The organism is Emticicia aquatilis (genome assembly GCF_014644295.1).
GTDB classification, from domain to species: domain Bacteria; phylum Bacteroidota; class Bacteroidia; order Cytophagales; family Spirosomataceae; genus Emticicia; species Emticicia aquatilis.
Map to the genome: position 1 here is coordinate 12,916 of NZ_BMKK01000020.1, position 20,310 is coordinate 33,225.

At 35.8% G+C, this 20,310-nt stretch carries 17 protein-coding genes; 15 read left to right on the forward strand and 2 right to left on the reverse strand.

Annotated elements, in window-relative coordinates; all coding sequences use genetic code 11:
* Nucleotides 1-48: 48 nt before the first annotated feature.
* Complete coding sequence (locus tag IEX65_RS26810) at nt 49-1,944, reverse strand: YgiQ family radical SAM protein (RefSeq protein WP_188771301.1); 1,896 nt, start codon at nt 1,942-1,944, stop codon at nt 49-51.
* Nucleotides 1,945-2,309: 365 nt separating this feature from the next.
* On the opposite strand from IEX65_RS26810, the gene IEX65_RS26815 reads away from it, so the two are divergent.
* From IEX65_RS26815 to IEX65_RS26875, 13 genes are all read left to right on the forward strand, one after another.
* Nucleotides 2,310-2,801 carry a YMGG-like glycine zipper-containing protein gene (locus IEX65_RS26815; protein ID WP_188771303.1) on the forward strand — a complete coding sequence of 164 codons (492 nt, stop codon included), beginning with the start codon at nt 2,310-2,312 and terminating at the stop codon, nt 2,799-2,801.
* Between the two features lie 171 nt (nt 2,802-2,972).
* On the forward strand, nt 2,973-3,887 hold the full coding sequence (locus IEX65_RS26820) for an STM4015 family protein (RefSeq protein ID WP_188771305.1): 915 nt from the start codon (nt 2,973-2,975) through the stop codon (nt 3,885-3,887).
* A complete protein-coding gene (locus IEX65_RS26825) occupies nt 3,887-5,011 on the forward strand; it encodes an STM4014 family protein (RefSeq protein WP_188771307.1) in 1,125 nt (374 codons plus the stop codon). The genes IEX65_RS26820 and IEX65_RS26825 overlap by 1 nt, the downstream gene beginning before the upstream one ends.
* On the forward strand, nt 4,998-5,807 hold the full coding sequence (locus IEX65_RS26830; protein ID WP_229250926.1) for an STM4013/SEN3800 family hydrolase: 810 nt from the start codon (nt 4,998-5,000) through the stop codon (nt 5,805-5,807). Before IEX65_RS26825 ends, IEX65_RS26830 begins: the two co-directional genes overlap by 14 nt.
* A 1-nt stretch (nt 5,808) precedes the next feature.
* On the forward strand, nt 5,809-7,131 hold the full coding sequence (locus IEX65_RS26835) for an STM4012 family radical SAM protein (protein WP_188771309.1): 1,323 nt from the start codon (nt 5,809-5,811) through the stop codon (nt 7,129-7,131).
* A 45-nt stretch (nt 7,132-7,176) separates the two neighbouring features.
* Nucleotides 7,177-8,028 (forward strand): STM4011 family radical SAM protein, encoded by an 852-nt coding sequence (locus IEX65_RS26840; RefSeq protein ID WP_188771311.1) that lies wholly within the window; start codon nt 7,177-7,179, stop codon nt 8,026-8,028.
* A gap of 87 nt (nt 8,029-8,115) precedes the next feature.
* Nucleotides 8,116-8,667: a hypothetical protein gene (locus IEX65_RS26845; protein ID WP_188771313.1), complete on the forward strand. Its 552-nt coding sequence runs from the start codon at nt 8,116-8,118 to the stop codon at nt 8,665-8,667.
* Nucleotides 8,668-8,756: 89 nt separating this feature from the next.
* Entirely contained in the window at nt 8,757-9,368 is a 612-nt protein-coding gene (locus tag IEX65_RS26850) for a TetR/AcrR family transcriptional regulator (RefSeq protein WP_188771314.1), read from the forward strand.
* A gap of 88 nt (nt 9,369-9,456) precedes the next feature.
* The gene (locus tag IEX65_RS26855; protein ID WP_188771315.1) at nt 9,457-10,257 is read left to right on the forward strand and encodes a DAPG hydrolase family protein; all 801 of its coding nucleotides are present in this window, start codon (nt 9,457-9,459) and stop codon (nt 10,255-10,257) included.
* Between the two features lie 12 nt (nt 10,258-10,269).
* Nucleotides 10,270-11,643, forward strand: a complete 1,374-nt coding sequence (locus tag IEX65_RS26860; RefSeq protein WP_188771316.1) for an FAD-binding oxidoreductase — start codon at nt 10,270-10,272, stop codon at nt 11,641-11,643.
* An 88-nt stretch (nt 11,644-11,731) separates the two neighbouring features.
* Nucleotides 11,732-12,943 (forward strand): hypothetical protein, encoded by a 1,212-nt coding sequence (locus IEX65_RS26865; RefSeq protein ID WP_188771317.1) that lies wholly within the window; start codon nt 11,732-11,734, stop codon nt 12,941-12,943.
* A gap of 20 nt (nt 12,944-12,963) precedes the next feature.
* Nucleotides 12,964-14,748 carry a tail fiber domain-containing protein gene (locus IEX65_RS26870; RefSeq protein ID WP_188771318.1) on the forward strand — a complete coding sequence of 595 codons (1,785 nt, stop codon included), beginning with the start codon at nt 12,964-12,966 and terminating at the stop codon, nt 14,746-14,748.
* A gap of 3 nt (nt 14,749-14,751) precedes the next feature.
* A complete protein-coding gene (locus IEX65_RS26875) occupies nt 14,752-15,078 on the forward strand; it encodes a LytR/AlgR family response regulator transcription factor (RefSeq protein WP_188771319.1) in 327 nt (108 codons plus the stop codon).
* Nucleotides 15,079-15,138: 60 nt separating this feature from the next.
* On the opposite strand, the gene IEX65_RS26880 is transcribed toward IEX65_RS26875, so the two are convergent.
* The gene (locus IEX65_RS26880; protein WP_188771320.1) at nt 15,139-16,500 is read right to left on the reverse strand and encodes a DUF2254 domain-containing protein; all 1,362 of its coding nucleotides are present in this window, start codon (nt 16,498-16,500) and stop codon (nt 15,139-15,141) included.
* Nucleotides 16,501-16,832: 332 nt separating this feature from the next.
* Between IEX65_RS26880 and IEX65_RS26885 the strand changes: the two genes are divergently transcribed.
* Together IEX65_RS26885 and IEX65_RS26890 are read left to right on the forward strand one after the other, a co-directional pair.
* Nucleotides 16,833-17,177 (forward strand): LytTR family DNA-binding domain-containing protein, encoded by a 345-nt coding sequence (locus IEX65_RS26885; protein WP_188771321.1) that lies wholly within the window; start codon nt 16,833-16,835, stop codon nt 17,175-17,177.
* 167 nt (nt 17,178-17,344) lie between these two features.
* Entirely contained in the window at nt 17,345-20,146 is a 2,802-nt protein-coding gene (locus IEX65_RS26890) for a response regulator (protein WP_188771322.1), read from the forward strand.
* The last annotated feature ends 164 nt before the right edge of the window (nt 20,147-20,310 follow it).

A 20,310-nucleotide genomic window follows, 5' to 3' on the forward strand; every position in this document is an offset into this window, starting at 1 on the left:
AAATGCCTTCATATTTTCATACGAAGGCATCAAATCATTTCTTAAATCCTACCATTTCTTCTTTTTCTTCTTCTTATCTCCTACCGCCACAGTTTGCTGTTCTTTTTTCTTTGGACTTGCCAGCAATCTATCGGCTAAGTCTGGGCGATTCAATTTGTGTAGTCGGCTGCGAATCCAGCTTCTAAATTCGGGTTTATACCAAAAAAAGAATCGGTTTTGAGCCAATTTTTCTTCACGAGTTTTGGCCGTTTTGATAGGTTGAAGCGTGTAAGGATGTACCCCCGTATAATATATCACCTCAGCCACTGTCATTGGGGTTGGTGTGAAATCTTGTACTTGCTCCAACTGAAAACCTAAATCTTTGGTTTCGGCGGCCAAATTTGCCATATCGGCCTCCTCACAACCTGGGTGTGAAGAAATAAAATATGGAATTAACGGCTGCTTCAGATTATGCTTATCTTGAATCTTGTCGTATTTTTCCTTAAATTTTCTGAAATACTTAAACGAAGGCTTACGCATTACACGCAGCGTATCATCTGATGTATGCTCTGGTGCAACTTTCAAACGCCCCGATACGTGGCGAGTAACGAGCTGCTCCATGTATTCGTCGTGGTTGCCGTCTTTGTTATTTTTATTAAAATCATCAACCAACAAATCATATCGAACACCCGAACCCACAAAGGCTTTTTTGATTTCGGGATGAGCATCTACTTTTCGGTAAATTTCGGTGATTGGCTTGTGCGAAGTATCAAGATTCGAGCAAATAACTGGGTGAATACAACTCGGAGCTTGGCAACGATTACAGATTGACTCATCTTTGCCTTTCATTTTATACATATTGGCCGATGGCCCACCCAAATCTGAGATATAACCTTTAAATTCAGGGTGTTTTACCAACTCTTCCACTTCTTTCATAATCGAAGTTTCGGAACGAGAAGCAATAAACTTGCCTTGGTGAGCCGAAATCGTACAGAAACTACAACCACCAAAACACCCACGGTGCATATTTATCGAAAACTTAATCATTTCGTAGGCAGGAATCGGTCCACGGTTTTTGTATTTCGGGTGTGGCAAACGAGTATAAGGTAAATCAAAAGATTGGTCGATTTCCTTTTCTTCCATTGTCTTGAATGGCGGATTTATCACCAACGTTTTATCTCCTACCTTCTGCAAAATTCGGTTCGCTTGCCATTTATTCGATTCTACTTCTACAACTTTAAAGTTTGAAGCATACTTGATTTTATCTTGTAAACAAACCTCATGGCTCGCAATTTCTACCGAACTCCAACCTTTATGCTCGGGAACGTCGTCATGCGATTCGTGCAAATACGCAATCTGGTTAATATCTCTTACTTGCTCAAAAGTTTCACCATTTTTCAAACGACTCAATAGCTCACGTAGTGGCTGCTCTCCCATACCATAAACCAACATATCAGCCTCAGAGTCGGCCAAGATTGTTGGCATCAATTCATCTTTCCAATAATCGTAGTGCGTTACACGGCGAAGCGAAGCCTCAATTCCACCAATCAAAACTGGTACATCGGGATAAAGCTGCTTTAAAATTTTGGAATAAACTGTGGTAGCATAATCAGGTCTAAAACCCGCTTCGCCACCTGGGGTGTAGGAGTCGTTGGAGCGTAAACGCTTGTTGGCAGTATAATGATTCACCATCGAATCCATGCAGCCGGCCGTTACGCCAAAGAAGTATTTGGGTTTACCAAATTTCTTGAAATCACGCAAATCATCTTGCCAGTTTGGCTGTGCCACGATTGCAATTCTGAAGCCTTCGCTTTCTATAATCCTGCCGATTACGGCTGTTCCAAAAGCGGGGTGGTCAACGTAGGCATCGCCCGAAATCAATACTACATCTACATCGGTCCAGCCTCTTTTCTCAACCTCTTTTTTGGTAAGCGGCAACCAGTCAGTTATTGGTCTTTCTATCATATAAATAGTCTGTAATTTTTGGTTCACCGTCGGCAGTTATTGCCAAATGCTCCCCAAAAGCTATTTAGTTGTTTGATTGACTATACAATCTTATCAACTTTCTGCAAAATTACGCAAATTCTACTTAGGTTAACTAAAATTACTCGGATTTGGTTTGAGGTTTATGCTAAATGGGAAGGTTTTGAGAAAATAAAAGAAGAATACAACCTCACTTAATCGAAGCATCATAAAGAGAACCTCAAATTGAGTAATATTTTCCCCAATTACATCTAAATCAGAGCATAAAACACGGTGGTACAGAAGTTTTAGTTGTTAATGCAAATTGATTCAGTAATCAATTATCTAACACGAAAATATATACTATCATGAAAAAAGTAATTTTGATTTTAATGACGCTCACAGGAATATATGGTTGTAATACAAAATCGACTAACTTAGATGCAGAAATTGCAAAAGCAAAACAAGCAGCCGTCGATTCGATGAAACAAGTAAATTTGATAAGTCAACAACAAAGACAAATAGATTCGTTGAAAAACGTAGCTGAAGTTAAACCAGATAAGGCGAATACTGCGGTAGCAGCCTCTTCGGCAAATGCTTATACTTCAAGTCCAAGAACTACAACTCCTTCAACACCAGTGAGTTATGCAAGCACAAAAAAGAAGAAAAAAATGGGTAATGTAGCGAAAGGTGCTATCATCGGAGCGGGCGTTGGAGCGATAACTGGTGCGGTTGTTTCTAAAAAGAAAGGTCAAGGGGCTATTGTTGGTGGCGTTTTGGGAGCTGGTGCGGGTGCTGGCGTTGGAGCGGTCATTGATAAAAAACAGAAACAAAAAGATAATGTTATTTATTTTAGATAATTCTGAGTTTTGTAAAAAAGCTTAGTCTAATACAGTTTGTATTAGACTAAGCTTTTTTCGTTATGGACATAACAGCAAAAAAATATAAGTAAAGTTAAAGAATAGATGAAATGGCTCTATATTTGCCAAAAAAATCTATTTAACTTAAAAACTCTAAAATCTTTAGTTACTATGGTACACGACAACTTAGAAATCTTTAATGGAAAATTTGTTTCTGACTTCATTCCTAATGAGACCCAAGTCGACTTTACTAATCACACTTACCGTTTAAGATTAGATTTTGATTCCATTGAAAATGGTTCTACAATTGATGAACTTATTCATTCGTTTGCTCAATTACCCAATATCCATCAGTGCCAAGAGTTGATTATAGGCCAGTGGAGTTTTGATAGTGGTTCTGAAGGTGTTGTAAACGCTTTAGTTAATTTAAAAGAGGGATTTAAAAATTTAAAAACTCTTTTTATTGGAGATATTACTTATGAAGAACAAGAAATATCATGGATACAACAAAGTGATTTGAGTCCAATTTTAGCAGCATACCCTAATCTTGAACTACTTCAGATTAGAGGAGGTACAAGTTTGAGTTTTAGTAATCTGAAACATGATAACCTAAAATCATTAATCATTCAAACTGGAGGACTCCCCCCAAATGTCATTGAAGAAATTAATAATTCTCATTTACCAAACCTTGAAAAACTTGAACTTTGGCTCGGAGATGAAAACTATGGTTTTGAATCTAAAATAGAAGATTTAGACATAATTATTAATGCTGGAAAATTCCCTAAATTAACTTACTTAGGTCTTAAAAATAGCTTCCTTCAAGATGAAATAGCTATAAAAATTAGCCAATCTCGAATTTTAGGTCAATTACATACTTTAGATTTATCAATGGGGACTTTAACTGATTTAGGAGCAAATGCTTTATTGAGAAATCCTGCAATTAGTAATCTACATTTTTTAAATTTAGACCATCACTACATGTCTGATGAGATGATGGAACAAATAAAGTCCTTAGGGATACCTGTTTCGATGAATGACAGAGAGGTTGAAGATGATGGTTATCGATATATTGAAGTTAGTGAATAATGCATTTTTTAGTTATTGGTAATCCAGAAAACAGACGACTACATTCTTTTATAGTAGAAGTTGATGCACTAAAAGAATGTAGTCATTCGGTTATATCATATATTGACCTATTAGATGATAAAGTCAAACTTGACAATTATATTCGGCCCAATACTGTAGTAAAAATTGATTCACCTGGCGAAAACCAGACTGTTAGAAAAAAGTTAATCGAATATGGAAAGATTAATATCCAACATATAAACAACGCTTTTTTATCTGAATTTGGGAGAATTTGCTATCAAGACGAATGGTATCGAGGCTTTTTTAGTTTTTTGTTGGATTTAAAAGATAAGTTCTCGCCTTTTAAGTTACATTTTATGAATAGCATTGACTCTATTCTTATCATGTTTGACAAAGTAGAAACAAAAAAACTGTTAAACCAAAATAAAATCCTTACACCGATTGCCTTAGATAATATCTATAATTATACCGAGTTAAGAAATCAAATGTTTAATAAAAAAATTCATAATGTTTTTATTAAACCTGCACATAGTTCGTCAGCTTCTGGTGTAATTGCTTTTCGAACTCAAGGTTCATTTGTTAAGGCAATTTCTTCAGTAGAACTAATTAGTGACCAAGGAGATGTACGCTTTTACAATTCTTTGAAAGTTCGTACCTATACTGACGAAAAATCAATCATTACGCTAATTAATAATTTTTTATTAGGTAAGGTTAGTCTCGAACAATGGATTCCTAAAGCAAGTTTCAAGGGTTTGTCATTTGATTTTCGAGTGGTAGTTATAAATGGTAAAGCTCGGCATATTGTCGCACGAACGAGTAAATCACCCATCACCAATCTACATTTGGGCAATGCCCGTGGAAATCTATCAGAAATTGTTACCCATATTAGTAATGAAAGGTTTGAGTCGATAAAAGCCGTAGCAGAAAATGTGGCTAAATGTTTTCCTGACTGTCTCTACTTAGGTATTGACGTATTAATTTCGGCAAATTTAAGGCATATAATGGTATTAGAAGTAAATGCTTTTGGAGATTTGCTACCCAACTTAATTGATGATGGCGAAACTGTATATGAAGCTCAAATTAAAGCAAGTATTCAAAAATGGTCAAAACATGAAACAATATAATATGAATGAGGTCGTCGAACAGATGGATATTCTGTTTCTGACCTTAGACACTTTACGATTTGATGTAGCTGATAAACTCTTTCATACTGACCAAACCCCTAACTTTAAACACTATTTTCCAGAAGGTTGGGAAAAGTGTCATGCTCCTGGAAGTTTTACCTTTGCCTCTCATCAAGCTTTTTTTGCTGGTTTTTTACCAACACCAGCTTATCCAGGTCGGCATACGAGATTATTTGCAGCAAACTTTGCAGGAAGCGAAACCACATCCTCACAAACATTAATTTTTGAAACCCCAGATATAGTTTCAGGCTTTAGGCAAAAAGGTTTCAAAACAGTTTGTATAGGTGGAGTTGGATTTTTCAATAAAAAAACTGCTTTAGGAAACGTTCTTCCTGCTCTTTTTGAAGAAAGTTATTGGACTGAAAAATATGGTGTAACTGAAAAACTATCAACAACTTATCAATTTGAAAAAGCAATAGAAATCATACATTCTACACAAAAACAACCATTGTTTCTATTTATCAATGTATCGGCCTTACATCAACCCAATTGGTTTTATGCTGATTCACCTAATGAAAATAAAGAAGATACAATTGAAACCCATGAAGCAGCTTTAAAATACGTAGATAGCCAAATGCCTCTACTTCTTTCGGCACTCAAGCTTAAAAGAGATACATTTTGTATTATTTGCTCCGACCACGGCACAGCCTATGGAGAAGATGGTTTTTTCGGGCATCGTTTAGGCCATCCAACAGTTTGGGAAGTGCCAATGGCAACATTTATACTAAAAAAATGATATGAATATACAAAATACTTTATTTAACAATCCATTTGAAGGGTATGCTTACTCTTATCCACATAAACACGCTTATCGCCCATTTGAAACAGCAATACCCTTAGAATCTTTGTGGAAGGAAGAGTCAAAAGATGGCTTATTCTTATACTTACACATTCCATTTTGTGAAATGCGTTGTGGATTTTGTAATTTATTTACAGTGGCAAATCCCAAAGGGAATCTTGAAGAACAGTACATGAAAGCCCTTCAAACCGAAGCAAATGTTGTAAGTAAGGCTATCGGAGAAAGCCAATTCTCTCGAATTGCTGTTGGTGGTGGAACACCAACATTTTTAAATTTGCCATTATTAGAATCTTTATTTTCAATAATCCAAGAAACAATGAAGGTGGATACCTCAAAAACACCATTTTCTTTTGAGATGTCTCCTAAAACTGTTTCCCTCGAAAAACTCCATTTTCTATATCAAAATGGAGTAGATAGAGTGAGTATTGGTATTCAAAGTTTTATAGAAAATGAACAAAAAACGCTGGGAAGACCACAAAAAAACAAAGAGGTTTTCGATGCTCTTTCTATGATGCGTTCGGTTAATTTTAAAACTCTTAATATTGATTTAATATATGGTGCTTTTGGGCAAACAGCTAATTCTTGGTTATTTTCTTTAGAATCAGCATTAATGTATGACCCAGAGGAAATTTTTATTTATCCTCTTTATACACGCCCACTTACAGGAATTATGTCGATGAATAAAAGTGAGACAGATAATCGTTTTAATTTGTATTTGCTGGCCAAAGAATTCCTTCTCAGTCAAAGTTACGAACAAATATCAATGAGATTGTTCCGTAAAAAGGCTATTTCTCAAACAATGAATGGTTTACAGTATTGTTGTCAAGAAGATGGAATGGTTGGGTTAGGGTCTGGAGCTCGCTCCTATACAAAAAGAGTTCACTATTCCTCAGAATATGCAGTTGGAAGTAAAAATGTTAAAAATATTATTCAAAATTATATTTCCAAATCAACCTCTGATTTTGCCAGTATAGATTATGGTATCAGACTAAACGATAGCGAATTAAAAAGGCGTTATCTAATAAAATCCATTTTACAAGTATCTGGTTTAGATATAAATCAATATAATACTTTTTTCAACTCAGACCTCATTAAAGACCATCCAAAACTACTTTCATTATTAGACTCAGGTTTGGGTTTTATAGAAAATGAGACTCTATTTAAACTAACTACAGATGGGATTGACTGGTCTGATGCAATTGGTCCTTGGTTGTATTCAGATGAAATAAAAACAAAAATGGAAGGATTTAATTTGAAATAATTTGCCGTACTAAAAAAGTAATTTTCAACCAATAGTGTCTAATTTATGATTTGGTCAATTTTATATCGAGGTCCACTTTCTGGCTGTAACTACAGTTGTACATACTGCCCTTTTGCAAAGAAAAAAGATAGTAAAAAGGTACTTGAAATGGACTCCCAACAATTGCACAAATTTGTAAATTGGGTATCTATTCAATCAGATAAAACAATTAATATTCTCTTTACTCCTTGGGGTGAAGGCTTAATTAGAAAGCATTATCAAGATGCAATCATACAATTAAGTCAAATGCCAAATGTTGGAAAGGTGTCTATACAAACCAATCTTTCGTGTAAACTGAAATGGCTTGAAAGTAGTAATAAAGAAAAAGTAGCATTATGGACAACTTATCATCCTACCCAGACTACTTTAACACAGTTTTTGAACAAATGTCAACAATTAGACATACTAAAGATAAAATATAGTGTTGGTGTTGTTGGTTTCCGAGAAGCCTTACCAGAAATTGAAATGATGCGTCAAAAACTTTCTAAAAGCACCTACTTATGGATAAATGCACTAAAAAAGAACCCTGACTACTACTCAACTGATGATATTAGACGCATGTCAGTAGTTGACCCTCATATCCACTATAACCTTCAGAACCATGAAAGTAAAGGGTTTTATTGTCGAGCAGGTCATACTACTTTCAGTGTTAATGGGGATGGAGATGTTAGTCGTTGTCATTTCATAAAAGAAATTATTGGCAATATCTATGATGTTGATTTTGAGCAAAGACTTTTTCCAAAACTTTGTATAAACGATACTTGTGGTTGCCATATTGGCTATGTACACTTAGAAAAACTAAATATAGAAAAAGACTTTGGGGATGGAATATTAGAACGAATAGCTACTAACTTTTGAATTAGATAATAATCTTTCAACCTTAGCAACAAATCAGAAGAAACAACGTTTTGTAAGTCTAAAAATAGATTTTCTCTGATAAAATTAATGAAAAAACTAACGTTTTTACTTCTTGCTTTTACACTCCTTGTATCGTGCCGAAAAGAATTTGCCAGCTTTCAGAAGTCTCCAAACATCAACTATGCTGCCAAGAAAAAGCCAATAGAAATTCCTCTCGAAATCATTAAACCCGAACAACCTAATCTGATTGTTTCTACCCAAAATTCGTTTGCCTTTACTGAATCAAAAGAAGCTTTTCAGTCAGAAAATAATGAAATAAGTACTCAAAATACACAAATCAATGATGATGGAGGAAGAAAAAAACGAAAAAATGTCAGCAAAAAACAAGAAACGTTTTTTGAGAAAATATTTCCGAATCAGCATTCAAAAGAAAAACAATCGGTAAAAAAGCGTAGAAAACCTGTTCCACTTAATTCTACGATTTATACTGGCTTTATCATCTTAGGCATTGCTATCTTGCTTGCTTTGATTTCGCTCAATTCGCTTTCATTGCTTTTTGGCTTGGCCGCAATTTTCTTCCTTTACTTGGGTTTCAAAAAGTATTTCCGAAAGAAACGCCGACGTGATATTTTCAGATAAACCACTCATTTTCAGACAAAAAATAAATTTTCAAGAAATATTTGCATAAATAATTTATTTTAAACAATTTTGTCGAACAAAAATATTTTATGCCTAAAATCGACCACAATACTAAAGAAAAGATACTTATTGCTGCTGAAAAAGTATTTCATCGAAGCGGATTTAAAGGAACTCGGACAACTGCTATTGCTGAAGAAGCGGGAATTAGTCGCACCATGTTGCACTATTATTACAGCACCAAAGAAGACCTTTTTCAAGAAGTTTTGAACAAAACTCTTGGTGCTGTAATACCGCATTTAAGTCGCCTTTTGGGGCAGGAAATGGATTTAGAGCATTGGATATGCCATATTATTGACACAATGTGCGGTTTGTTTGAAGAAAAACCAACTTTTCCGAATTTCGTTGCCAATATTATTAACGAGTCGCCCGATGTGGTCATGATGCTCGCCACTAATGTTCAAGATGATATTCCGTCAAAATTAGATGCACTATTGGCAGTAGAAAAACAAAAAGGCACAGTTATCGAAAACATCACTGGTGAAGATTTGATATTGAATATTTATTCGCTCTGTGCAGTTCCGTATCTCGGTATTCCTTACATCAAAGCAAAAGAAAACCGAAATGATGAGCAAATGCTTGAGTTTTTGAAACAACGACGCGAGAAAATCAAAGTATTTGTACTTCATGGTATCAGAAAATAGACATTTCTAAATACTTTTTCATTATGACTGGATTCAGTCATATTTTTTTAAATTATATTAAACAATTTTGTCGAACATATTTGTTTATATGAAAAATACTAAGAAATACATCGGCTATCAATCGACAGATTTTGCATTGCCGTATGCCAAATTCTATGATGAAATCATAAGGCCAATCCCTACACTGGTTGAAAAAGCTATTAAAAAATCATCAAAAAACGGGCTTCAACTCGAAAATGTGCGTGATATGCACAACAAAGGTTATCTTGACTTAGAGAACGGTTATCTACTAAACAACGACGGCTCAATACATGTGGCGGTGCTTACGCCAATGCCAAATGTAAGCCCCGAAATATGGGATTGGTGGTTTGGCTGGCATAGCTGCGAAGACAGTCGCTACAAATTGTGGCACCCGAAAGCCCATCAATCGGTGGTTTGGGCAGATGGACGTGATGAAGTAGCATACGTTAATCGTACTTCTATTATCGAAGAATACATTGGCAAAAAACTCGAAAAAGCTGCTATTCAATTCAAATCTCCACTCGAATTCGGGTTTTCTGATTCACAGATTGCTGATAAAGCCAAAGTAGTTTATGTCTGTGCCAGAGTTGGGTATGTGGACTATCCACTTGACTTTGGCTGGTTGGTTCATCAAATCCGAAAAACTGACGGTGGTGCCGAAATGCGTTCGAGGTTTTGGATGGGTGGCAAGTTTATAGCCATTCGTTCCGATAATTTTCTTGGAAAGATAGTCTCAAAAGTTCTACAAAAAATAGTCAAACTTCCCGAACAACAAGCCAAAGATTTGATGACTCATTGCTCGGAAGAAATGAATCATTTGGCGGCTATTCTACCCGATTTGTACAATGAATTTAACCAAAACAACTAATGCTTTAAAATTATGGAAAACCTAAAAATTTCTGGAGATATAATCATACGAGGCGAAAAAGGCTTCGATGAGTTAGTAATGGGTACACTTTTTAATAAAATTGACCCAAAACAACGCCCTTCAATGGTGGTGATTCCGAATGACATTCACGATATAATCAATATAGTTCGCTACGCAAAATCGGTTGGAAAAAGAATTACCATCAGTTCGGGCGGACATAGTTTCAGTGCGAATTTCATCAGAGAAGGTGCGGTTTTGATTCTGATGAAAAACTTCAATCAATACTCCGTCAATAAAGATGCTATGACCGCCGAGGCTGGCCCAGGTGTAGGTGGAAGTGTATTAATGAAAGCACTTTACAAAGAGAATTTGTTCTTTCCTGCGGGACATTGCAAGGGTGTTTGCATTGGTGGTTATCTGCTTCAAGGCGGCTACGGTTGGAATGGTCGTAAATTGGGTATTGCTTGTCAGAGTGTTTTGGCGATGGACATCATCACGGCCAATGGCGAGTTGGTTCATGCCAGTCCGACCCAAAATGCTGATTTGTTTTGGGCGGCTCGTGGTTCGGGGCCGGGGTTCTTTGGCATTGTCGTTAAATTCTATCTCAAAATCTACCCTTTGCCTAAATACCGAGCTATTATGGCTCATGATTTCAGCATCAAACACCTCGATGATGTCTATCGTTGGGCGTATGAAGCAGGCTCTTCGATTCCGAAAGCTATTGAATTTCAGATGATTATGATTCAGAAAATGCTCAATATCTTAGGGCCGGGCATTGAGGCTTTTGCACCGATTTTTGCCGATACCGAAGACGAATTTGAAGAAGCGAAGACTTTCATGCACAACAGTCCGATAAAGAAAAAGGCCATAATTGCCACACCAGCCTTCAACCCTGGTATTGAGCTGCTCTACAAAGGCACGATGTCTCATTACCCCGAAGACCACCATTGGGGCGTAGATAATATGTGGACACACGCTTCGATTGATGATTTGTTGCCGCATATCAAGCAAATTGCCGAGACATTACCGCCTGCACCCTCGCATTTTTTGTGGTTGAATTGGCACCCAGGTAACCTGAAAACTGACATGGCTTACAGCAAAGAAGATAATATTTATATGGCTTTGTACAGTTGCTGGAAAGATGCTAAAGACACCGAAAAATACAATAATTGGGCGTTTGACACGATGCGGAAAATGGAGCATCTGGCGGTAGGAATTCAGTTAGCCGATGAAGGTTTGCACCGCCGTATCGCTGCATTTATGAGTGATGAAAACCTACAAAAAGTACAAGAAATTAGAGCCAAAAGAGACCCCGATGGGCTTTTTTATGAGTGGCACAGCAAGCCTATTTTCAATGAGCGAATGAAAGAATTAGTGAATGATTGAATAAACCAACTCGCTCACAAGCTCCTGTAAATCAAATAATTATGTATATAGCGAATTTATTTTATTCTTCAAAATCAGTCATTTTAAAATGAAAACTTTAGAAAAAATAGCCATTTTTTTACATTTAATTTTAGTAGTAAATATTACGAATGCCCAAAGTGTGCTGATTACGCCACAGAAATCGAAGATTTCTGACACTTTGAATGTAAATAGTTTCTTGTATATCGGTGGGGGCTTTCCTATCGAATCGGGTTCTATTTTTCAGGTAAAACCCGACGAAAATGCTATTTTTTATATCCCAAATTGGGGTTTATCGGGAACAGAAATTATCACTGGTAATTTTTACTCTCCAACGGGAAATGCTCCACAGGTTCGATTTGAAAGTGAGGGACACAGTTTTTTTGATATTGGCAGAAAAGGAACGTTAGATTTTGTCATAGAATATGATGACGACCCAATGTTGACAATAACAAATGCTGGACAGCTTAATGTAAGAAAAAGATTAACTTTTACAGATGCTGGGCGTTCGGTTTTTATTGGTGAAGATGCAGGAAAATATGATGATTTGACCGAGAACAATAATGTTTACTTAGGTCATTGGGCTGGTAACGCCAATGTCGAAGGCGAAAACAATGTGGCTATCGGAACGGAAGCTTTTTCGGGCAGTTTGGGGTCTTATAATTTTGCTTTGGATACACACGCTTTGCAGAATAACATTAATGGAAACGATAATATTGCCATCGGGAATTTTGCAGGTTATGCCTCAGATGGTAGCAATAATATTTTGATAGGTTCGGGTGCTGGTGAGTCATTAATTGGCACACGAAATATCATTATTGGTAGAGAACTTGGCTCTAATAAAACTTTAGACAATACACTTTGGATTGATGTAGAAAATACAGAAGCCCCTCTCATACATGGAGATTTTGCAGCTAATTCATTGAAAATCAATGGCAAATTCTCGACTACAAACAGTGTAGGAGTAAAAATCCAAACACCTATGTCAACTTTAGATGTAAATGGCTCAATGGGATTGAAAGTAAAATCGGGTTTAGAAAGTGGCACAACTGACCCCGACGATTCGGCAGGGATTTGGATTTATACCACTGCTTTTGGCCCCATAACTCTCCCACCTGCATCTTCCTGCCCAAATCGTACTTATACAATAGTAAATAAGACTACTTCAAGCCTGACAATTTCAGAATTTCAAAATATGTTGAATACTACACAAACCACAATAACCTCATCAACTTCAGTTTGGATTGTGAGCGATGGCTTGGTCTGGCAACAAATTAAATAACAATATTTTTTCAAATAAGCATGAAAACACTCATACAAATCTCGGCTAAGATATTCATTTTGTACATTTTTTTTAGTTTTAATCAAAATTCATTTGCTCAAAGCGTATTGATTACCCCGAGCAAATCAACGGTTTCGGATACACTTAGTATTCAGAAAAAATTGGTAGTGGGAGCCAAATATGCCTTAAAAGGCAGTAATAAATTTGAAGTCCACGCCAATAATAAAGTAAGATTGTTGGTAGATGATGCTGGAAAAGTGGGCATTGGAACGAGCACTCCTCAAAATATACTTCATGTAGAAGGCCGTACCCAACTAAAAGGTAAATTATTTATCAATACCAAAAATGGTTTACCTAACACACCTAATTCAAATCTTAGTTTTGCTCAAATCACTTCGGTTTCAGAGTCGCAAGATAGCTCAGATATTGCCTTGGTTTTATACGAAAATTCTGGTTTTTCGCCGTGGCTTCAATTCGGAAAAGCTCGTGGCACAGTTGCTAACCCAGCCAATATACAGCAAGACGATTATTTATTTAAAATAATTGGCTCGGCATATAGTAACAATGACTTCTACGAATCTGGTGGAGTTGAGCTATTTGTAGATGGTGTACCGACAAGCACGAGTATCCCAACCGCCATGCGATTTAGCACAGCACGAGAAGGGACAACGGGTGGACAAGGAAGCATGATTATTCGTAATTCTGGCAATGTGGGCATCGGTACTTCAGACCCTACTCAAAAATTAGATGTAAACGGAAATACAAACATCAATGGCGATTTGTATTTGAAATCCTTCAAAGTGCTTAGCAACGGCGGTGTTAATAACACATTGACCGTCAACGGAATTTTAAACCTTGATAATAATCTTAAAGCCAACGCCAAATGGATTTCCTCGGATGGTGATAATGAAGGAATAAGAATAGATGGCGATGGAAATGTGGGAATTAATCAGATAAATTCCAACGTCGTTTTTACGGTAAAGGGCACTCAAAGTTCATTGTTTGGAATAAAAAACGCTTCTGATAATTTCCAGTTTTTAGTAAATCAAAAGGGTAATGTCGGAATCGGAACAACCGATTTAACAAAGGCCAAATTGACGATTACGGGGTCAGAACTGAACACTCTCAACTATGGATATTTAAATAGCCAAGGTAATTCGGGTACTGCAAGCGGCACAAACTATTATTCTATTTATGCCTCCGACCGCATCGCAGCCACCGAATTTAATGCTTTTTCGGATGCCCGAATCAAAGACATTAAAGGTATCTCAAACAACGAAAAAGACCTCGAAACACTTTCAAAAATCCAAATCACTGATTATCAATTCATAGATAAAATCGGTAAAGGAAATGGACAGTACAAAAAGGTTATTGCTCAGCAAATAGAATCGGTGTATCCGCAAGCGGTAAGCAATCTAACCGACTGTATTCCAGATATTTATCAGTTAACAAAAATTGAAAACAACTTCATTTATCTGCCCAACCATAATCTCAAAGTAGGCGAAAAAGTAAAGTTAATTTTTGATAAAAATCAAGAATTAGTGGAGGTAAAAGAAGTAAATGAAAAAGGTTTTCAAATCATAAATCCCCAATCGTCAATCTTCAATCAAAGTGTTTTCGTTTATGGTCGTGAAATATCAGACTTCCGTTCGGTCGATTATGAGGCCCTTTCTACGCTTAATATTTCGGCTACGCAAGCATTGTTGAAAAGATTGAATGAGGCAGAGAGTAGAATTAGTAAATTAGAAAAAATACAAAAAGAAATTTTACAACAAATAGGTCAAATGTCGGCCTTGAATAAATAAGCCATGGCACGCAACCCATACCCCGAACGCAACAAGATAGTTTATCTAAAAGCTGATAACAATTACACCGTTTTTCATTTAGCATCAGGCAAAAAAATGATGTCTTCGTTTACACTAAAACATCACGAACATAAAGCATTTCTCAGTGGTTTTATTCGCCCGAATAGGTCGTTTCTTATTAACCCCAAATACATTGAGCAAGTTGTTGAAAATAATTCGTTGTTTTTTATCAAAATGTCGAATGGCGATAGCATCGAAACCTCGAAAAGAAGAAAAAAACGACTAAGAGTCGAATTCATGGCCGTTTTAGAAAAAGTACAACCAATCTAATCAATCTAAGGCAATATGTATATTTATAAAATGAAGCCTCCGTTTGTAGGCTTCATTTTTTTATCCTCTATTTCTCTCCATGAAGGTTAGATTTCTTTCATACGATTTTTTTAGGGTTAATAGTTTTCTATCATCAAGCCCAAGTTGCTCGATTTTGCTAATTGCCATTTCGTATAAGTCGGCGAGATGGTCTCGCAAACTATTGCGGTGTTCTGCTTTCTTAAATGGGCAATCGGCCTCTACTTTTCCATAATCTTCTTTTAAAAATGACAATTCCATGTCTTCAACTTCAGCAAGAAGTAAAAAAAGTTTATCGGGGTCGTTTACAAATGGTAGAATGTTCGTAATCGTTTTGATAAGATGACGAACGATAATGTAGTCTTCTTTTCCCCAATGATAAATTTGGTCGAAGGCCATATCGACCAACTGCTCGAAATTAAACTCTCGAATGTAGATATTCTTCTTTTGTAATAAAGTAGCTTCTTTTGAGATTGTATTGCTCAATGCAGCTTTCTTAATAATATTTCCCAAATAATCAATGCAGTTAAGGGCTGTGGTTGGGTCATTCACAGCGGGCGAAATCGCCTTGATGGCAATATCTACTAATTGTCTAATACCAAAAGGAATATCTTGCTCATAACTACGGAATTTACTGATAATAAACTGATTAGAAATTTTTGCAAGGTTTTGTTGATAAAAATCTCGTTCGGTTTCTGAGCATTCGATTTCAACTAATGGCATTCCTACCAGCACAAAACTTCCAACATGTGGCTTTACCAGTACTTTTGATTGATTGTTATCTGGGATAATCTGAAAAAGTTTTTTATATAAAATCGAATCTAAGTAGCCACTTTCTTTATTTAGAATCAGTAGTCGTTTTGGTTTTGATAAATCAAATTCTGCTACTTCATAAAGTTCGTCAATTTCCTTGATTGTACGTTTGGCAATATTTTGCGTAATGCTCGACGCATTGATATTATCAACTACATGATGAATGAATAGCGGAAACACCAACAAAATCAGATAAAACGACCCAACTATTCCGAATTTTGGGTAAATCAACGAAGCATCAGAAAAACCGAAGTATTGTAGGCCCATCAGATACCCAACACAAGCCAAAAACGACCATAGAAAGAAGCGACTGAAATGGTCGTATTCAAAAAACGAACGAAGAATTCGTGGAGAAAACTGTACCGAAGCTAACTGCAAAGCCACAAAAACAAAAGAGAATGTAGTTACAACCAAAGTGGCAACGATACTGGCCAAAGTAGAAAGATACCCGTCGAGTAGTACGCCTTCTTGCCCTGGACGAAGTATGTGTAAAATGATAGTTAGCGTAGCTACTATTACATAAGCTACTACCGATAGGTATCGCCAATCTTGTTTGATATGCTCGTGGAGTAAGAAAAATTTACGTTTCAATTTTTATGTGTTTTTGATTTTGAAGCATAAAAATACAGAAAAGACCAAGCAGAATGTACATGCCTCTGATAAATTCTTAAAGCCGATGAAATAACCCATCACTTAAAAACAGGTATTTTTACGCATATATCTGTTCTCGATGTCACCTAAATTTGCAAACGTTCGATAACCCAAAACATAATGGAGTAATTATGATGAATTGCTTCAAAAACTACTAAAAGCCGCAATTTTTTAGCACTTTGTAAGAAATGAGTTAAAGAATGTCGTTTTTGAGTTAATAATCAGCTCATTATAGTCAGTAATTTTGCTGTCATTACAACCAATTTTATACCATGAAAACTCTTTACTTAACACGCCGCCAACAAATAGAGGTAAATGATATAATGTATTTGCAAAGTGAAAGCAATTACACCTTAATCCACACCATCAACCAAGCAAAAACAGTTGCATCGCAGACACTTCACATCATCCATTCATCTATCAACTACGATAATTTTGTGCGTATTAGTCGCAGTTATATCTTAAATATTGAGCATATCTCAGCTTATAGCCTTGAAAACAATAAACTTACTTTGAAATTATCGAATGGCGAAAAATTCACAGCTTCAAGAAGACGAGTGAAGAACTGTTTAGACCAAATTGAAATCGCACAAAAACGTAATAGCTTAGATTCTTGATTATATTCCATTTATTAGTCAATAACAGGCAAATTCTATTCATTCTAAAACAAACAATCCTTGTTTTTATCTCTAATCAAGTTAAATGATAGTTTTTTAACATTGATTTCATTGTACATTATCAATTTCTAAATTAGATTTGTTGGTACAGAGATGAACCCATGACCATGAAAACTAACAAACTTTGCTTTAAGCTTATCTTATTTTTGCTTTGCCAAATCGGATATGTAGTTTATGCACAAGAAATAAACCTACAATCTACTCAAAAATTTCCTATTAATATAAGCACTTCGGTTGAGGTCTTTAGGGATAGTTCGGCCAAATTAACTTTAGAACAAGTAAAGCAGAAACCATTTCTAAAATCGCCCAAAGACCATTTTATTTTTCCGTATTCAGATGATGTATTTTGGGTACGTTTTACCCTAAAAAATAATTTGCCTACTAACAAAAACTGGTTTTTTGTTTGGAGTAACCCCTTAGTTGAGCAACTTGATTTTTATATTTCAGATAGTACTCAGAAAAACTTTTCTCATACCCAACAAAAACTCATTACCTCAAAGCGAGATAAAGCCCTCATTGACCAAGACCCCAGATTCCCGTTTGAGCTAAATCCCCACCAAACCAAAATTGTTTATGTCAAATTAAGTTCTAAACGAGGACATTACTGCTCGCTCTATATCCACACCAATGATTCATTCTACCAAACAAGAATCAATGATTATTCTCGACAGAGTTTCAGTAATGGCTTGGTTTTCTTTCGCCTTTTCTTGGTTTTGATTCTCAGTATTTTCATTATCAGAGACATTGCTTTTAAACTATACTCTTTTCATACGGTACTTAAAACCCTTGCATATTGGGGTTTAATGAATATTTTGGGGCCAATTATATCTGATAATCCAGATATTGCTAAGAAGATTGACTTCATCTGCTACAACTCTATCACGATGGGGTCAGCATTGTTTATTTTGTTTACGCTGGCTCGTAAAAAGCTTCCTATTTGGCATACTTACATCATTTATTCGGTAATTTTCTTCACTCTTTTTGTCGATACGATGGTATGTATTACTTATCAGTGGTATTGGTTGAAAGCTGGTCTTTATACTATTATTTTATCGAGTCTGTATTTTATTGGCTTGTATGCTTATTGTATCATCAAACAAATTCCGATTAGTAAATATTACGCCATTCCATTCATTTTGGGTTTAATTAGTTATTTCCTCATCAATGTCAGGCTACTTGGTTGGATTGAATTTAAGCCATTATTCGATATCGCTACTCTCTTATTCGTGGCCGAAATCTTTGTTTTTGTGTTCTTTTTGGGTAGGATTTTTAAAGTAGAAGAAAGAAACAAACTCATTGCCGAACAAAAACTTACTTTCAATATCGAACAAAATAATCGACTGAAAGAACTTGATAATCTCAAAACAACATTTTTTACTAATATTTCGCACGAATTACGCACGCCCTTAACGCTCATAACTGGGCCGTTTCAGCAATTAGCTGAAAAATATCCAAGCGAGCGACTGATTCCACTCATTCAGCGAAATACCGATAGATTACTGACGCTTATCAATCAACTCTTAGACATTAGTAAGCTCGAAGCTGGTCAAATGCGGCCCGAAATAAGCGAACAGAATATTACTAAGTATTTTCGTACACTTACGAGTTCGTTTACTTCACTTGCCGAAAGTAGAGGTATCAAGTTTGAAATTGAGTTTGATAAAAAAGATACTTACGGCTATATCGACAAAGATAAAACCGACAAAATCATTACAAATTTGCTTTCAAATGCCTTTAAGTTTACGCCCATAGATGGTAGTGTAAAGATTTCGACCAAATTTGATACATCTGAACAGTTAATGATTGTTGAAGTTAGCGATACGGGTATTGGAATCGAACCCGAAAAACTGAGTAAAATCTTTGACCGCTTTTTCCAAGTAGATGACTCTCACAATCGAAGATTTGAAGGAACAGGTATTGGCTTGGCTTTGGTTAAAGAATTAGTAGAGGTTCTGAAGGGGCAAATTACAGTAAAAAGTCAGAAAAATATCGGCACAACCTTTACCACAAAACTACCCATAGATTTTGCAACATGGAAAGAATATATCATTGAAAATGCTGATAATCTGATTTCTGAAAAGACCAATTTTACCAACAACAATTCAGAAAAAATCAATTCAGCAGGTGGAACTTGCATCGAAAATGATAATATCTTATTAGTTGTCGATGACAATGAAGATATACGGACATATATCCGCAGTATTTTTGAAAAAGAATACAAAATCGTTGAAGCCGTCAATGGAAAGGACGGCGTAGAGAAAGCCCGCACCCAAATACCTGATATTATTATTAGCGATTTGATGATGCCAGAAATGGATGGTTTTGAATTTTGTAAAATCTTGAAAGCTGACGAAAAAACCAGTCATATTCCGATTGTAATGCTTACTGCCAAAGCCAATGTTGAGAGCAGAATAGAGGGATTCCAACTTGGAGCCGATGATTATCTAACTAAACCTTTCAATAGCCATGAAATGCAGGCTCGTGTGAAAAATTTATTAGTGATTCGAGAAAAACTAAAGAAATATTATCAACAAAGCGAAAAAACTGAGGTAATTGAAGCCGAGATAAAAATCAATCTAATCGACGAGCGTTTTATTCAAAAAGTGAGAGAAACAATAGATGCCAATCTGGCAAATTCTCAATTTAGTATCGAGCAACTGGCCGACGAAGTATCGTTGAGCACCACCCAACTTCGCCGCAAAATAAAGGCATTAAGCAACCTCACTATTGTTGAATTTATCAGACTTTATCGTTTAGAAAAGGCAGCACATCTGCTTTCACAAAATGCAGGAAATGTTTCGGAAATTGCCTTCAATGTTGGCTTCGATAGCCTCAGTTATTTTGCCAAAGTTTTCCAAGAAACTTACGGAGTACTACCTTCTGATTATAGAAGTGTTACAGTAAAATAGCCTCAATTTATTCGTTTTTAAAACTAAACGTTAAAAATGAGCGAAAGAATGTCATTTTTGAGCTAACACCCAATGGTATTATCAGCATAGATTTGTTTACTATTTATTTATAAACTTCAACCGTTATAAATCTTATAGCCATCGAAATTATTTCTAAATCTTAA

Excerpts from the sequence above, each read along its gene's own strand:
- IEX65_RS26810 (WP_188771301.1), bottom strand. The coding sequence starts at position 1,944 with ATGATAGAAAGACCAATAACTGACTGGTTGCCGCTTACCAAAAAAGAG.
- IEX65_RS26815 (WP_188771303.1), top strand. The coding sequence starts at position 2,310 with ATGAAAAAAGTAATTTTGATTTTAATGACGCTCACAGGAATATATGGT.
- IEX65_RS26820 (WP_188771305.1), top strand. The coding sequence starts at position 2,973 with ATGGTACACGACAACTTAGAAATCTTTAATGGAAAATTTGTTTCTGAC.
- IEX65_RS26825 (WP_188771307.1), top strand. The coding sequence starts at position 3,887 with ATGCATTTTTTAGTTATTGGTAATCCAGAAAACAGACGACTACATTCT.
- IEX65_RS26830 (WP_229250926.1), top strand. The coding sequence starts at position 4,998 with ATGAAACAATATAATATGAATGAGGTCGTCGAACAGATGGATATTCTG.
- IEX65_RS26835 (WP_188771309.1), top strand. The coding sequence starts at position 5,809 with ATGAATATACAAAATACTTTATTTAACAATCCATTTGAAGGGTATGCT.
- IEX65_RS26840 (WP_188771311.1), top strand. The coding sequence starts at position 7,177 with ATGATTTGGTCAATTTTATATCGAGGTCCACTTTCTGGCTGTAACTAC.
- IEX65_RS26845 (WP_188771313.1), top strand. The coding sequence starts at position 8,116 with ATGAAAAAACTAACGTTTTTACTTCTTGCTTTTACACTCCTTGTATCG.
- IEX65_RS26850 (WP_188771314.1), top strand. The coding sequence starts at position 8,757 with ATGCCTAAAATCGACCACAATACTAAAGAAAAGATACTTATTGCTGCT.
- IEX65_RS26855 (WP_188771315.1), top strand. The coding sequence starts at position 9,457 with ATGAAAAATACTAAGAAATACATCGGCTATCAATCGACAGATTTTGCA.
- IEX65_RS26860 (WP_188771316.1), top strand. The coding sequence starts at position 10,270 with ATGGAAAACCTAAAAATTTCTGGAGATATAATCATACGAGGCGAAAAA.
- IEX65_RS26865 (WP_188771317.1), top strand. The coding sequence starts at position 11,732 with ATGAAAACTTTAGAAAAAATAGCCATTTTTTTACATTTAATTTTAGTA.
- IEX65_RS26870 (WP_188771318.1), top strand. The coding sequence starts at position 12,964 with ATGAAAACACTCATACAAATCTCGGCTAAGATATTCATTTTGTACATT.
- IEX65_RS26875 (WP_188771319.1), top strand. The coding sequence starts at position 14,752 with ATGGCACGCAACCCATACCCCGAACGCAACAAGATAGTTTATCTAAAA.
- IEX65_RS26885 (WP_188771321.1), top strand. The coding sequence starts at position 16,833 with ATGAAAACTCTTTACTTAACACGCCGCCAACAAATAGAGGTAAATGAT.
- IEX65_RS26890 (WP_188771322.1), top strand. The coding sequence starts at position 17,345 with ATGAAAACTAACAAACTTTGCTTTAAGCTTATCTTATTTTTGCTTTGC.